General features: G+C 35.7%; 13 protein-coding genes. 5 read left to right on the forward strand and 8 right to left on the reverse strand.

Annotated features, from left to right (window positions below; all coding sequences use genetic code 11):
- Positions 1 to 59: 59 nt before the first annotated feature.
- From ACOOWA_RS14545 to ACOOWA_RS14570, 6 genes are all read right to left on the reverse strand, one after another.
- Positions 60 to 1082 (reverse strand): tetratricopeptide repeat protein, encoded by a 1023-nt coding sequence (locus ACOOWA_RS14545; protein WP_421376264.1) that lies wholly within the window; start codon positions 1080 to 1082, stop codon positions 60 to 62.
- On the reverse strand, positions 1079 to 2764 hold the full coding sequence (locus tag ACOOWA_RS14550) for an APC family permease (protein ID WP_421376265.1): 1686 nt from the start codon (positions 2762 to 2764) through the stop codon (positions 1079 to 1081). Before ACOOWA_RS14550 ends, ACOOWA_RS14545 begins: the two co-directional genes overlap by 4 nt.
- Positions 2748 to 5141 (reverse strand): hypothetical protein, encoded by a 2394-nt coding sequence (locus ACOOWA_RS14555; RefSeq protein ID WP_421376266.1) that lies wholly within the window; start codon positions 5139 to 5141, stop codon positions 2748 to 2750. Before ACOOWA_RS14555 ends, ACOOWA_RS14550 begins: the two co-directional genes overlap by 17 nt.
- Entirely contained in the window at positions 5132 to 5875 is a 744-nt protein-coding gene (locus ACOOWA_RS14560) for a hypothetical protein (RefSeq protein ID WP_421376268.1), read from the reverse strand. Before ACOOWA_RS14560 ends, ACOOWA_RS14555 begins: the two co-directional genes overlap by 10 nt.
- Positions 5848 to 6981 carry an AAA family ATPase gene (locus ACOOWA_RS14565; protein ID WP_421376270.1) on the reverse strand — a complete coding sequence of 378 codons (1134 nt, stop codon included), beginning with the start codon at positions 6979 to 6981 and terminating at the stop codon, positions 5848 to 5850. Before ACOOWA_RS14565 ends, ACOOWA_RS14560 begins: the two co-directional genes overlap by 28 nt.
- Positions 6982 to 7097: 116 nt before the next feature.
- Complete coding sequence (locus ACOOWA_RS14570) at positions 7098 to 7739, reverse strand: hypothetical protein (RefSeq protein ID WP_421376271.1); 642 nt, start codon at positions 7737 to 7739, stop codon at positions 7098 to 7100.
- 242 nt (positions 7740 to 7981) lie between these two features.
- On the opposite strand from ACOOWA_RS14570, the gene deoD reads away from it, so the two are divergent.
- Positions 7982 to 8692 carry a purine-nucleoside phosphorylase gene (gene deoD, locus ACOOWA_RS14575; protein ID WP_421376272.1) on the forward strand — a complete coding sequence of 237 codons (711 nt, stop codon included), beginning with the start codon at positions 7982 to 7984 and terminating at the stop codon, positions 8690 to 8692.
- On the opposite strand, the gene ACOOWA_RS14580 is transcribed toward deoD, so the two are convergent.
- Complete coding sequence (locus ACOOWA_RS14580) at positions 8689 to 10272, reverse strand: Na+/H+ antiporter (protein ID WP_421376273.1); 1584 nt, start codon at positions 10270 to 10272, stop codon at positions 8689 to 8691. The two genes, deoD and ACOOWA_RS14580, sit on opposite strands and share 4 nt — an antisense overlap.
- Positions 10273 to 10531: 259 nt before the next feature.
- Here ACOOWA_RS14580 and ACOOWA_RS14585 point away from each other — a divergent pair, with 259 nt between their 5' ends.
- Positions 10532 to 11560 (forward strand): LacI family DNA-binding transcriptional regulator, encoded by a 1029-nt coding sequence (locus tag ACOOWA_RS14585; protein ID WP_421376274.1) that lies wholly within the window; start codon positions 10532 to 10534, stop codon positions 11558 to 11560.
- Positions 11561 to 11769: 209 nt separating this feature from the next.
- Here the strand turns inward: ACOOWA_RS14585 and ACOOWA_RS14590 are convergent, their stop codons facing one another.
- Positions 11770 to 12156, reverse strand: a complete 387-nt coding sequence (locus ACOOWA_RS14590; protein WP_421376276.1) for a winged helix-turn-helix transcriptional regulator — start codon at positions 12154 to 12156, stop codon at positions 11770 to 11772.
- 171 nt (positions 12157 to 12327) lie between these two features.
- Between ACOOWA_RS14590 and ACOOWA_RS14595 the strand changes: the two genes are divergently transcribed.
- The 3 genes from ACOOWA_RS14595 (at position 12328) to ACOOWA_RS14605 (ending at position 14358) form a co-directional block, all read left to right on the forward strand.
- Entirely contained in the window at positions 12328 to 13074 is a 747-nt protein-coding gene (locus ACOOWA_RS14595; RefSeq protein ID WP_421376377.1) for an SDR family oxidoreductase, read from the forward strand.
- A gap of 22 nt (positions 13075 to 13096) precedes the next feature.
- Positions 13097 to 13414 (forward strand): nuclear transport factor 2 family protein, encoded by a 318-nt coding sequence (locus tag ACOOWA_RS14600; RefSeq protein WP_421376278.1) that lies wholly within the window; start codon positions 13097 to 13099, stop codon positions 13412 to 13414.
- A 458-nt stretch (positions 13415 to 13872) separates the two neighbouring features.
- Positions 13873 to 14358: a hypothetical protein gene (locus tag ACOOWA_RS14605; protein WP_421376379.1), complete on the forward strand. Its 486-nt coding sequence runs from the start codon at positions 13873 to 13875 to the stop codon at positions 14356 to 14358.
- The last annotated feature ends 247 nt before the right edge of the window (positions 14359 to 14605 follow it).

The following is a 14605-nucleotide window of genomic DNA, read 5'->3' on the forward strand; positions in this document are numbered from 1 at the left end:
TGTTTTTCTTAAAAGTTCTTAATTTTGTCACTGCGAGAAACAAAGCGCTTAAAAATACATCAATTTCTAAACATTTTATTCCTCCCTGTTTTGTATCTTGAAATATCTTTTAAAATCACCTCATCATTCGGATTGAAGTGTTTCAGATCATTAACAATCTCAGAACGGCCGCTGATATTTTCAGCAATGATATCGTATGCAATATTTCGTGTTGAGTTTTGCAATCGCTGATCTTTTTTAAATTCGGTTTTCATCGCTTCCAGATAAATCAATTTTTTTTCGGGTGGCATATTTCCGTATAAATCTTTAATTTCATTTTCGAGTTTACCGATTTCAGGAATATTCGCAAAATAATTATTAAGACAGTTTAATGCTTCTTTATTTTCTTTCCAGCCCTGTAAAAGAGTTTCCTGAGCTTCGCTCGGTTTACCCATTTTATTTCGGTAGATTAAAGAGCCTTTTACTATTTGATGACTCTGTATGTAATCATCAACCACCATTTTATAAAAAATAAATGCATTTTCGATATCATTAATTTCTTTATATAAATCTCCCACTTTCTCTTTTTGCTGAAGTTCTTTGTATAAAGTAATGGCTTTATCATACTGCTTTGCTTTTACATAACAATTGGCAGCATCGACTTTACTTTGAACTTTTCGTAAAAATACGATGGCTGCTTCATTATAAAAACCTCCTTCTTCAAGAGTTGCCGCAGCACGGTAATTATCTTTCAGAAGATTCATGTAGACAATGGCGGCTTTTTTATATTCGTTGTCTTCGATGTGTTTTCTGGCAATATCTTCATAGATATTTTTTAATTTATCAAAAAGTGACGTATCTATTGCCGCTCCACCACCTCCACTGTATATATTTTTTGTTTTTGCTTGAGGATCTTTTTCCTGATTCTGCAAAAAGACGATAGCCACAACAGCAATGGCAGCAAAAAATATAAACTTAAAAACCGTTTCTGTAACATTTACCATCTCTGTCTGAGACATCTGTGCAAAAATGGCAATCACCTTAAAAATCACAAGAATAAAAAAAGCGACCAAAAACTTTTCTAAAAACTTTTGCTTTTTCATTTCTTTCTTGGTTTTAAAATATCAACTTCTTCATCAAACAAACGGTAAAGCAAAACAACGACACCCACAATCAATAAGCAGACCAGCCAATTATACCCAAAAGTGTTAATAAGGGGATAGAAAATATACAGCAAAGCGACTCCCAGTAAAGCAATGAGAAATATTTTTATTCCGTCTGAAACATGATTTCCGCCCATATACAATGGCTTTTTTCTTATAAAATAAAAATATACTCCTATAAGTGCAACAAGTGCAAGAAAAAGCCAGACAATTTCCGACAAGGTAATTTCTTTTTTTCCATCACCTTCTTTATTGATATTAAATGCTTCTTTTCCGCCATTATTATTGAATACAATTTTAGGATCAATTTCATGAGAAGTGCCGTAAATTCTTGCCAAAGAATCAGTGATTACAATTTTTCTCATTTCCAGAATATCGTCTGCAAGAAGTACTTTGGATTTCACAGACATTTTATTTAAGGGATCTTTTTGTATAGAATCTAATATTTTTCTGTAAAATGTCTTGGTCTTCAGATTAACGACACTTTCGATTTTTTTGAGATATTCCTGTTTAAATATTTCTCTTGCCTGTCTTTCCTTTGCTCTATATTCTTCGATTTTCCATAACATTGTCGATCTTCCTTCCTTGGTGTTCATACTTTGTCTGTAATCATTAATCAGCCACCGTCTTTCGTTTCCAAACATCGAATCGATCTTTCTGTCGATTTCTGTAAGACCCGATTCGAAAACCAATCCTTCATCAATCTCCGGATAAGGTTTGTTGTTAAAATGACTTTCGGTAAATATATCATCATTTAAAACTTCCTTCTGCTCTTCTTTTTTCTTATCAAAATTAATAGCGAAAAGAATAATGACAACCAACGCAAAAAGGGCTACAAATATTTTTTGCAGGCCAGATATTTTTCCGGCGGACTGATTTTCTTTAGAATTATTTTCATTATTTCCAAAAAAATTGCCAAACATCCCAAAATCAAAATCCCCAAAACCACCTCTCAAAGCATCGTGAATATCCAGTGGAATTCCTAAATAAACCGCTCGTTCAGGATATTTAGTGATATATTCTATATATTTTAAAATTTCATCATGGTTTCCTGCTCTTACTTTTTCAAGATCGAATGGCAGATTTTTCATCCATTCTTCATCTGTAATAGGTTTTAAAAGCTGTTCCAACAATTCGTCATCATCCATATCCACTTTAAAGCTTCGTATTTTTTGTGGAATGAAAACTCCGTTTGAAGGTTTTTTAAGCTGAGATTCAGATTCCAGAGATTCTTCCAAAATAGAAACCCAGTCGATGGTTTCATTTAATTTCACCAAACCGAAATCGGGATGCATGATAATATATTTTGCATCAATATGTTTCCAGTCTTCTGAATTTATTTTAGGATAAAAATCTGTATTTTCAGGAATAAATAATTTATTATCAAAACATTGAAAATACGAATTTTTCCCAATTTCATTCGGAGCATGACCACCAAAAACAATGAAGCATCCGTACAAAATATTGGGTTTCAAAGAAGGTATTGCAAAAGATTGCACCATATTAAGGTCAATTCCCAACGATTCTATTTCACGAAGCCACACCAAAGGTGAAGCGCTGTTGATGAGAACTCCTCTTTTGGGATAGTTATTTTTCGGAAAAGGTTTAATCTTCAGCTCCATATTCCAATATCTGATCTATAAATGGTTGTAAATAATCCTGATACATATCTGCAATAGTTTTTACTTTCAGCAATGTATTATCGGGCAGATAATATTCGTACCCTCCAAATTCTGTTTCTGAAGCTATGGCCATTGCTGTATGCGTTGTACTTGGCAAATAAAACTCAGGAATATTGGCATTAATACTAATGAAAGTTAGCATTCCCCGGGAATCTGCAATAATTTCGCTTCCATCCGAGAAAGTAAATTTATTTTTATTCTGGTGAGCAACCCTTACAATCGGAGAATGATTTTTATACTGACTTATCGAACTTCCCCAAAATTTCAATTCATTTTTTGAGACTACTAAATTATTGTTTTCATTAATCCCAATCAACGTAAAATTGCTGGTAAATTTATGAATGTTATGATTCAGTTTTTCAAGTTCGATTTTTACTTTTTCTAGATTTTTATCAATTTCAGAATCATTTTTCACAGGGTCAAGAGAAACTTCACCTTCAAGATTAATTTTAAAAATGGTTTGTGAATTTTTCTGATGCAAATAAAAATACCTGTCGAAATACACCAGTTCCATATTTAAAGGAATATCGAAACCCGATAAATTAAGCTCGGAATATTCCTTGGTTTCAATATTAAGTTTTGAAAGAAGGTTTTTATCCTGTTGATACTGACATAAAATAAATTGTTGTTGTTTGCTTTTAGCCAAAGCAAAAACTCCTCTGTCTTTTACCGAAACAGCCTCAAACAAAACCTCGCAGCCACGAAGAATTTTGTAGAGTTCATAGTAGTTTTTGTCATAATAATTATTCGAAAGATAGGTTCTCAACAATTGTTTTTTACTGCTCAGAATAAAAAATTCTCCTTCATACAAAAACTTTGCAATCTGCTGCTGCGGAATCGGGAAAAGTAACGGATAATTAAGCGGAACGTCTGTTTTTTCACCTTTACTATTTTGGCTGACTGATCTTTTGCTTTTTTTGCGTGGAGGATCTGCCCAAAGTTCTTTCAGAGGAAGTACAATCTTCTGAATATGTTTTCTCGCTCCTAAATGATGTTTATAAAAATTAAGTTCGCCGTCTGAAGATGTTGTTACTAAAAACTTAAGCCGGTTTCTGTTTTCGTGAATGACTCTTTGCAGGTTTTCATTCATTAAATTCTCATGATTGGTGATAAAAAAAACTTCAATATCTTTTTCTGTACGTTCTTTTTTGAAAAATAAATCCAAAGTTTCGGAAACATCGAGTGTTCCGCTTACCAGATTAAGGTTTTCAATCACTTCTTCAACATGATCTAATGTCATCGAAATGCTGGATTTTCCCAATGCATATACTTTACACTCCGAATGCGCTTTAGGATGCTTAATTATCGCAAGAGCAGAAGCAAACGCCAAAACTTTCGGCGTTCCCCAGTTTTTAAGCGAAGTGTCAATAAGAATAATTCTTTCAAAAACATTTTCTTCGGGCGGAATTTCTCTTTGAATATAAAGTGCCTCATTATTCGCAACACGGTTCATAAAAACCTCATCGTCATGGGCATATTCAGACAAAAGCATTCGGTGAAGATCGCCTTTATTGGTAATATCAGAAACACCGCCAATTGGCTGTTCTCCGGGAGAAAGATGCTTCATCGGGATTTTCAGTCCGCTCCAGATTCTTTTAATTAAACTTCCTACCTGAAATGTTTTTGGTTCTTCAATTAATTCCTGAATAAAATCTTTTTCAGATTCGATTGCGTTTTCCCCGCCTACTTCTTTTTTAATTTCCGGTTCGTCTGTTAAACCCTGTATAGCTTTGACAATAGATTCTGTTGTCGGAAATTTTTGATGAATAAATGATAATGTTTCAATATCCTTTTCTATAACCTCATCAGAAAGAATAAGCTTTTCAGCAGCATCTCCAATTTTCTGGGGACTTCTGTAATAACTGTTGAGAATATATTCCGATTCTTCCGGAGAAATCAGATGAACAGTATCTTTAAAAACCGTCTGGAAGAGATTGATTCTGTTTTGTCCTCTCTTCATGGAATTCCCGATTTTACTTAGGTTTTCCAATAACTGACATGCATTTTTTATATCTAAATTAAAATCACTCGTTTCTTCTATTCTGTATTTCCTTAGGAAAAAAAATATTCCGTCCAGATTCAGATAACCGTCCTGTGTAGCATATATTGTCAGCAAAAAAGCTCCGAAAGACGGAAAACCTTGTGGCTGAAGTTCTTTTAAAACTTCTAAAATATAAGGTCTGTAAGCAATTGCACCCACATTCGGAACAGAAGCAAGATTATTTTCAAGATATCCTGAAGGATCACGAACATCTTTATCTGTGATCCATTCCCAAAAATAATTTTCATAGGATTGAAAATAACGTACTACATCCATTCTCTTGCTTTTTGAGTCAAACGGAAAGAACTTACAGAGAATTTCCGTAAATCATCTTTTTTGATGGAAAGATAGCTTCCGTTTTCATTCCACAATAACAAGTGGTCTGAATTTTTATTATATTTTTTCTGCAACAGTAAACTCAGATTTTTAAATTCAAAATCAAATCCGCTTGGTAAAAGATGACCATCTTTCATCCAGAATGTTTTTCCCGGAAAGCCCAATAATGGAGTTCCCAGAAATAAAGCTTTATCATCTACAATAAGCCACTCCAGTTTTTCTAGTTTAAATTTCGGAATTTCAGCAATTTTATCCTTTATTTCATCAATCAAACACAACAGTGCAACGGCTGAAAATTCATTTTTTCCTTCTTTGAGATGAACAGCAATTTTTTCATCAATTCCGAAAAAATTATGATTTGTAGGCGGAAAATTCAGTTTCAAAGCTTTATCAATTGGTGTCCAGAGCAATCCGGTTCTTACTTTTTTACTTGGAACCAATGCATTTCTTCTGAATAAAAGTCCGTTTTTCAATTCATACAAAATAAAGTTTGGAAGCTGCTTCAATTCAGAGGAAACAGATTGTTCTGCGGTAAAACCTTTCATCCAGATCACCTCATCATCTGCGCAAATCTGAATATTTTTCCAGTCACGGATTGATCCCAAAGAATATTCATCTTTACGGGGAATTTCAGCCCAGAATTCTTTTAAATACTCTGAAGAATCTTCTGCCATAAGATTTCAATTTCTTTTTTAATAAACTGTTTCTGTTCTGCATTGGTAATCCAGTCACAACGGGTTTGAAGGTATCTTAATTTATCTTTAATGACATTCTGTTCTTCAAAGCTCAGATTTCCGTTTTCCCATTGATCGATTAATATTTTCACATCTTTCATCACTTCTTCGGGATTCGGAGTTTTATTGTGTAAAGCTTGCGGATGAGATTTCGGGTTTTCGTCTTTCTCGATTGTCCGATTAATAATTCCTTCTAAAATCTCAATCTGCTCTTCGGTGTCCCAAATATGTTTTAACACCCATAAATCTGATAAAATTGCTTCATTTCTTCCACAAATTAATGCACTTGCAGCGATAAGATTTTGCATTTTAACCGCACGACGATCCGAGATTGTAATTCCAGTATTTCGAAGACTGATGATCGTATTCAGATAAACCTCATAAATTGGCTTTAAATCTACCGTTCTACATAATGTCTGAAGTTCTTTGATTTCGTGAGCAAGAATTTCAGGAATTTCATTATCTGTGGTATTTTCTAACTTTCTTCCCGCCAAAAGAACCTGCTGAAGAAGATCAGGATGGACATAATCAACATTTATTCTGACCAAAAAACGATCGAACAATGCATTTAACGCCTCGTCTTCGGGAAGCACATTACTTGCTCCTACGAACATTAATGCAGGAAGATTTTTTGTTTCTTTTCCTCTTTTGAAAATCTTTTCGTTCAGCGCCATCAAAAGGGAGTTCAGAATGGCAGAATTGGCATTGAAGATTTCATCCAGAAAAACCAAGGAAGCTTCCGGCATCATTCCGTCTGTATTAGTGAAAAGCTCGCCTTCCTTTAATTTTCTGATATCAAACGGACCGAAAATTTCGTTCGGTTCCGTAAAACGGGTCAACAAATATTCAAAGTTTTTTCCATCTTTCACTGTTTTTGCCAATGTTCTAACTAAAGCAGATTTTGCAGTTCCCGGAGGTCCATACAAAAAGGCATTTTCTCTTGCCAGTAAGCAGATTCCCAACAAATCTACCACATCATTTTTCCCAACAAAAGTAGCTTTTACATAATCGAGAACGGTATTTAATTTTTCAATATTTTGAGTCATTTGTTCAATTTTTTATACTAGTTTTTTAACGCAAAGTCCGCAAGGTTTTTTTAATATTGATCTGCATATTTTTAGTTCGCAAAGGCGTTTCGCTCAGCAAAGACCGCTAAGTTTATTCATTCTTTATTTTTTTTCAATTCTTTCCAGAAAGTATCTTTGTACCATCCGAATTCTGCCGTTAACAATTGATTGATGTAAGGAATTTCTGCAAGTCGATACACTTTATTCTCTACAATTCTTTCGAGATACAGTTTTCTGTACGTTTTATCTTTTAATTCTTCTTCCCAATTTAGATTTTCTAAATGGAGCTCGATTTCAATTCCTGAATAGTGAAATTGTTTCAGAATGTTTTCGAGCAATACAATCAATGGGTCTTCAGAATCTACATTTTTCAGGGAAATAATAATTTGCGGTAAAAACCTCAGCGATAAATCAGCAGATAATTTTGATGAAAGCGTAAACTGACCTTTAAATTCAGGAATTAACTTCGAAAGATCTTTTTCTGTATTTTCACGAATGAGATAAAGCTGCACACTGTGATACAAAATTTTCGCTGCCCAAACCGCCGCTTCTTTGTCAAACAGAATGTGATCCGACAAAAATTCTAATCTTTCTTTTTCGAATTCAGTTTCAAAATAATCTGCCGCTTCCTGTTCCTCTTTTGGGGAAATTTTTTTGATATCAGCAAAAATGGTAATACACTCATCTTTTCGTAGCCGAAACAAAGTGTCTAAGAAGGGAGATTTATTTTCCAACATGTAACAAAAATAACAATATTTTTAGTGAAATGTCAATTTTGCGTTGTAAGTTAATTAGAATTTATGAATAGAGTAAAGTCACTTCTTTTTATATTACAAACAACATTATTAGCCCCGATTGAGTGAAAATCCTTTTTTAAAAAAAAAGATTGTAACGGAAAGCGGGAAATAGCTTCAAAAAAAATTCACGTGTCATTCATTTTTCACATATTTGTTATCTTTGCACCATTGAAAATAAAATTATGAGTGTACATATCAGTGCCAAAAAAGGAGAAATAGCTAAAGTCGTACTGCAACCGGGCGATCCGCTTCGTGCAAAATATATCGCTGAAAATTTTCTTGAAAATCCAAAACTGGTGAGCCAGACGAGAGGTATTCTGTACTACACAGGAACTTATAAAGGAAAAGAAATCACAGTGGGAGCAAGCGGAATGGGTTTTCCGAGCATCGGAATTTATTCTTTTGAGCTGTACACAGAATATGAAGTTGACACCATCATCAGAATCGGAACTTGTGGAGCTTATACAACTGATCTTAAAGTTTTTGATATTTTAAATGTTGAAAATGCGGCAAGTGAAAGTACCTATGCAAGATTTGCCTGGGAAATTGAAGATGATATAATTTCTCATCAGGGAAATATTTTTGATACTATAAACGAAACTGCTGAAGAATTATCTTTAAAATCACAATCTACCAATATTCACAGTAGTGATATTTTTTACAGAAAAGATCCCGCAATTCCGGCTATTGCAATAAAACATCATTGTCCGGCTGTAGAAATGGAAGCTTTCGGATTGTTTGCCAATGCGAAACATTTAGGGAAAAATGCAGCGACGATTCTTACGGTTTCTGATATTATTCCGACACACGAAAATATTTCTGCTGATCAAAGGGAGAGAGCTTTGAAACCAATGATCGAATTGGCATTGGAAGCAGCATGGAAAAGCATTTAAATCATCTTCAAACGTTCTTCTTCAAGATCGATCTGAAGTAATTGCTGACGGATAATTTCTTCATTTATTTCGGGATCTTTATTAAGTTCTGAAAGATATTCACGTTGAACTTCGAGCATTTCTATAAAAATAATTTTAGTTCTGTCGTTCATCCAACTGTCATCTCCGGCTTTTGCACGCTCTTCCCATTGTTTTAGAAAGACTTCAAGGCCGGAGTGCTTTTCCAGCTCATTTTCGTACTTTGATTTTAAAAATTCATGGATATGTTTTTTGAGATCTTTTTTAATCTTTTGTTTGGTTAAAGCTTCATTATCTTCATTATAAATTCCATCAAAAAAACCTGTTCTTTTTATTATGTAGGGTAACGTAAGTCCCTGTACTAAAAGTGTAAGGAGTATTACCACAAAAGTGATAAACAGAATTAAATTACGATGTGGAAAAGCTTCACCATTACTCAGTGTAACCGGTATTGCCAATGCTGCGGCAAGGGAAACCACTCCACGCATTCCTGTCCATCCCAGCAAAAGAGGCATCATCCATCGACGTCTACGGGAGGATGCATGAGGCTGTACGCCCGGACGGAAAATCATTGTAAAGATTAATGCAATGTACGAACTTATCATTCTTGCCGAAATCAGAATTGCCGTCACCAACACACCATAACCGATTGCTGTTTGAAGAGGAATTTGATTTTCTTTCAGCCCATCCACAATTTCAGGAAGTTCTAATCCTATAATTAAAAATACGATTCCGTTTAAAATAAATATCAAGCTTTCCCAAACACTGTAAGCGTGAATTCTGCTTGTACTGTTCAAAAATTTCAATCTTCTTGCAGACATATAAAGTCCACCCGCTACAACTGCCAATACACCAGAACTGTGAAGCTGTTCTGCGATCCAGTACATCAGATAAGGTTCAATAATAGTCAGTGCAATATCAGAAGGCGCATCGGTGGGAAGAATTTTGTGTGCTTTTACAAACAGCCAACCCACAAGCAACCCAATCAGAGCACCGCCAATAACCATCCAAAAAAAGCTCATTGTAGCATCTTGCCAAGCAAACTGACCTGTACCGACAGCTACCAAAGCAAAACGGAAAATAATCAACGATGATGCATCATTTAACAGACTTTCACCTTCTAAAATTGTGGCTGTAGATTTTGGTATGGTTACAAATTTTGTAATCGCTCCGGTACTGACAGCATCCGGTGGAGAAACAATTCCGCCAAGCAAAAATCCTAAAGCAATCGAAAATCCCGGAATGTAATAATTAGTTACTAACGCAACAGACAAAGCCGTAAAAAACACAACCAGAAAAGCAAAGCTTCCGATGATTCGCCACCATTTCTTCATTTCCTTGAACGATATAGACCACGCTGCTTCAAACAGTAATGGCGGAAGGAAAATAAAGAATATTAGATCCGGATCAATTTTGATAACGGGTAATCCCGGTATGAAACTTATCGCTAAACCACCGGTAACCAATAAGATCGGGTAAGCAATTTTCAGTTTAGCAGCAAATATATTCAACAGAACGATTACTGCAATCATTGCTAATAGAAAAGGTAAAAGACTATGCATTATATTAATTTGTGTTTTAAAATACAAAAATAACAATTCGGATGAATTATGAATAATAATTTTCCATTTATGTAAATCTGTGAATCTGTGAACCATTTAATAAATGACACAGAGTCGTATCCTAATTATTTCTAAACCCTGTTAATAAAAGCATAAATTTGCTGTTCACAGTATGTCGATCATATTTAATTTGATTACATTTACAGCTATCCTGAGAGGGATTGATCGAAGGAAAATTTAACATTATTCCAGATTATCTATGACAAAGAAAAATGCTACTATTTATGATATTTCAAGGAAGCTGAACGTAAGTGTGGCAACCGTTTCCAGAGCATTAAACAATCACCCGAGAATCAGCCAGGCTACCAAAGAACTTGTAGTAAAAACCGCAAAGGAAATGAACTATAAGCAAAATAATCTTGCCAAAGCGCTAAAAAGCGGAGAAACCAAAAACGTAGGAATCATTGTACCTTTTGTTAATACCAATTTCTTTTCCTCCGTTATTCGCGGGATTGAGGAAGAGCTTTCTCCACACGGCTATCACGTTATTATCTGTCAAAGTCATGAAGACGTAAATATCGAAAAAAAGCATCTTAATACTTTATTAAATGCACAGGTTGACGGAATTTTCATGTCGGTTTCCCGAACGACAATCGATACGGAACATATTCAGCATATTTTAGATACATCCAATACTCCGATCATATTTTTCGACAGAAAAAAAGATATTCCGGGAATAAGTACGGTAACGGTGGATGATTATCGGGGTGGATATATGGCGACTGAACATTTGATTTCTGAAGGTTACAAAAACATCTGTCATTTTTCAGGAGATCTCAATCTCGAGATTTACCAGAACCGTCTTAATGGTTATAAACAAGCTCTAATTGATCATCAATTTCAGGTAAAAGAAGAGAATATTATCTCCACGGGAAGTTCGATTGACTCCGGAATTGAGGCCATCAAGACTTTGTGGGAAAGCAAATCTATTCCGGATGCAATATTTTCTGCCAGTGATTTTGCAGCATTGGGAGCTTGTCAGGAACTTAAAAAACGTAAAATAAAAATCCCTCAGGAAGTCGCCGTAATCGGTTTCTCAAACGAACCGTTCACTCAATTTATGGAACTTCCGATGAGCTCAATCGATCAAACTCCTGTTATCATGGGTAATATGGCAGGACAGGTTTTTTTAGACCGAATTAAAGATAATTCTTCGGGTGTCTCTATTGAGAAGAAAGTAGTTTTGACTCCGCAGATTTGTATCAGAAAGTCTTCGAAGAGGAAGTAATGTGGTTTCAAATTACATGATGTAACCACCCCGTCTTCTCCCTTCGGTCGAATCCACCCCTCCAGAGGAGGGGAATTTTGTGATCTGTAACAATCTGCTTTCTCACCTGAAAACAACTTTCACATAAAGCCTAAATGTGTTCATTCCCCTCCTTTGGAGGGGTGGCAAAAAATTTTATATTTTTTGACGGGGTGGTTTTATGGAGACAATTATTCTTCCATACGAAGCGATTCACTTTCCGCATTCAGACGTTTTAAAATAACGGTACGCAAATGCGTTTCGTTCTCATCACCCCAAATTCCAAGCTGCAGAATAATGGGAATAACACTTTTACCCAAATCTGTAAGACTGTACTCCACTTTTGGTGGTACGACTGGATAGATTTTTTTGGTAATCAGTTCATGATCTTCCAGTTCTTTCAACTGGATATTCAAAACCCTCCTTGTAGCATCGGGGATTTTGCGCTGCAGTTCACTCGGTCGCTGATGTCCCTGATCAATAAACCAGAGCAGACGTATTTTCCATTTGCCATAAAGCACTTCGCCGATCAGATCAAGACCGCAATTTAAGTTCGGGATTATTTTTCTCTCATACATAAAGCAAAATTAAACGTATGTTCCGATTTGTACAATAGGGGAATAATTTATCTCTATCTGAATCGTAATTCCGTACTTGTACAAACTGCTTTTATACCCCAATTTTGCCCTATAAACAAATTTAAAAATGGAACAATTTAATTTCAACAATGAGTTATCGGGTAAGATTGCATTGGTAACAGGAGGGACAAAGGGAGCAGGAAAAGCCATTACAGAAAGGCTGCTGCAAGCCGGTGCAACAGTGATATTTCTGCAAGAAATGAACCTGAAAAAGAAAACAGCAATCTGCATTTTATTGCCGCTGATTTAAGCACCGCAGAAGGAACAGAGAAAATAATCAATGAGGTGATGTCAAAATATGGAAGGCTCGATATTCTGATCAATAATCTAGGTTCTTCTACAACTCCTGCAGGTGGATTTAATGCTCTCACAGATGATGACTGGGAATCTACATTAAGAGCTAATCTACTTGCTCCTGTAAGATTAGACAGAGGATTTTTACCTCAAATGATCGAAAGAAAAAGTGGTGTTATCATCCATATTGCCTCTATTCAGGGTATGCTTCCTTTGTACGATTCTACTTTGCCGTACGCAGCTGCAAAAGCAGCATTGAGAAATTATAGTAAAAGTCTTTCGAATGAAGTGACTCCAAAGGGTGTTCGTGTTTTGGCTGTTTCACCGGGTTGGATCAATACATCAGCATCAGAAGCATGGCTGGGCGAAATTGCAAGAAACGCCAACAGTACCGTGGAAGAGGCACAACAGCGCATAATGGATGCACTTGGCGGAATCCCTTTTGGCAGACCTGCCGAACCGAGAGAAGTCGCAGAGTTTGTAGGATTTCTTGTATCACCAAGAGCAAGCTACTTAACAGGAACAGAATATGTGATCGACGGAGGAACAGTCCCAACCATTTAATTAACCTTAAAAATATAATATTATGAACTTACCTAAAGTAATTGAAGAATTAGTAAAGACTCAAAATGAATTTGACAGTGCTGCCTATGCCAACTGTTTCGCTGAAGATGCGCAAGTATTTGATGAAGGCAAAACCCATACTGGAAAAGCAGAAATAGAAAAGTGGATAGACAAATCCAATACAGATAACAAAGCCACGATGGAGCCGTTAGCTTACGATGAAAAAGAAGATATTTTATCAGCGAAAATCGCAGGAACATTCCCGGGAAGTCCGCTTGTTTTAAAATTCCACTTTAAAATTGCTAATGGAAAAATTCAGAACCTGAAGGTAACAGGATAAAATATATGCCTGATAAATCCCAGATTTTTAGATGCAGGGCTGAAATTTTCGCTTCAGCCCTTTTGTTTTTAATTTATTATGTTCAATGATATTTCAATATTAAATTCTTCCATTCTGTTTGTCATCCCAGAGGAATCTCAACAACACAATTATACCGTTTAGATTCTTAGGAAATCGCAGATTCGAAAAAGTCAATGACAAACTTTATGCTTTACGATAATAATAAATCACAGTGATCGGTACTATTTGTCGAAAAAAAAGGATAACGAACTGAATTTGCAGATTTGCAATCTGTGACACTACACCAGGATGACATCTAAAAGATCTAACACTTTATACTTGTAATCTATCCTAAAAAAAACTTCCTGTGGTATTAAAATTTTTTCTACCTTAGTTTTCATTAAATAAAAACACACGATTTTAATACTCATATATATTAACCTTTAAAATCAAAAATGATGGGATTAACAAATTTGAACTCCACCCATTTGAGCAGTGCAAAGATCACTGCAGCACAAGATGCCATTGCGGCACTGGAAATAGCTCTTGCTGAAATCACTTTCAACCTTTCGCCCGAAGACCGCAGACGGTACGGAAGCATCAACGAGCAAAACAAACTCTTTGTGAACAAAGTTTACGATTACAACAACAGTCAGCCCAACTTGAGTTCTCCCGAAGTCGACTGGGATGAATTCAACAAAGATCACAGCTCACGGAATACGCTCGAAGGGATGATCAGCAGACTGGAAAGCCTTATCACCAGACTAAATAATTCTAAAACCCTGCATGATTACGACAATTATCAGTCGGCGCTCGTGGATTATTCGTACACCACTTACAAAGCGGGAACTTCGGCACCGGGATTTGAAGACAAATACAAAGACCTGAAACAGTTCTTTGTAAAAAATTCAACTTCCACCGCTCCACCCGAAGAGAAAAAGTAAAACAGTACGACACAGATTACCCCTCCCATGTTACGGAGGGGTATTTTTATGCTCTTACGTGATCATCACAACCTAATGACAGGTTCTTTAATGATTGGGAGGCATTGTTTATTGTTCCCGATACGTTTAATGAAGGTTCGGAGAGCTTATTTAATCATCCGGACGCGTTGTTTAATAGTCGCCCGTTATCATGTCCCGCTTCAGACACGTTTTCGGAAAGTCCGGAGCGGTCGTTTATCGATCCTGA

This window comes from Chryseobacterium sp. GP-SGM7 (genome assembly GCF_049166575.1).
In the GTDB taxonomy this organism is placed as follows: Bacteria; Bacteroidota; Bacteroidia; order Flavobacteriales; family Weeksellaceae; genus Chryseobacterium.

What these genes read in the sequence shown, in the direction of transcription:
- ACOOWA_RS14545 (WP_421376264.1), bottom strand. Translation starts at nt 1,082, where the DNA reads ATGAAAAAGCAAAAGTTTTTAGAAAAGTTTTTGGTCGCTTTTTTTATT.
- ACOOWA_RS14550 (WP_421376265.1), bottom strand. Translation starts at nt 2,764, where the DNA reads ATGGAGCTGAAGATTAAACCTTTTCCGAAAAATAACTATCCCAAAAGA.
- ACOOWA_RS14555 (WP_421376266.1), bottom strand. Translation starts at nt 5,141, where the DNA reads ATGGATGTAGTACGTTATTTTCAATCCTATGAAAATTATTTTTGGGAA.
- ACOOWA_RS14560 (WP_421376268.1), bottom strand. Translation starts at nt 5,875, where the DNA reads ATGGCAGAAGATTCTTCAGAGTATTTAAAAGAATTCTGGGCTGAAATT.
- ACOOWA_RS14565 (WP_421376270.1), bottom strand. Translation starts at nt 6,981, where the DNA reads ATGACTCAAAATATTGAAAAATTAAATACCGTTCTCGATTATGTAAAA.
- ACOOWA_RS14570 (WP_421376271.1), bottom strand. Translation starts at nt 7,739, where the DNA reads ATGTTGGAAAATAAATCTCCCTTCTTAGACACTTTGTTTCGGCTACGA.
- deoD (WP_421376272.1), top strand. Translation starts at nt 7,982, where the DNA reads ATGAGTGTACATATCAGTGCCAAAAAAGGAGAAATAGCTAAAGTCGTA.
- ACOOWA_RS14580 (WP_421376273.1), bottom strand. Translation starts at nt 10,272, where the DNA reads ATGCATAGTCTTTTACCTTTTCTATTAGCAATGATTGCAGTAATCGTT.
- ACOOWA_RS14585 (WP_421376274.1), top strand. Translation starts at nt 10,532, where the DNA reads ATGACAAAGAAAAATGCTACTATTTATGATATTTCAAGGAAGCTGAAC.
- ACOOWA_RS14590 (WP_421376276.1), bottom strand. Translation starts at nt 12,156, where the DNA reads ATGTATGAGAGAAAAATAATCCCGAACTTAAATTGCGGTCTTGATCTG.
- ACOOWA_RS14600 (WP_421376278.1), top strand. Translation starts at nt 13,097, where the DNA reads ATGAACTTACCTAAAGTAATTGAAGAATTAGTAAAGACTCAAAATGAA.
- ACOOWA_RS14605 (WP_421376379.1), top strand. Translation starts at nt 13,873, where the DNA reads ATGGGATTAACAAATTTGAACTCCACCCATTTGAGCAGTGCAAAGATC.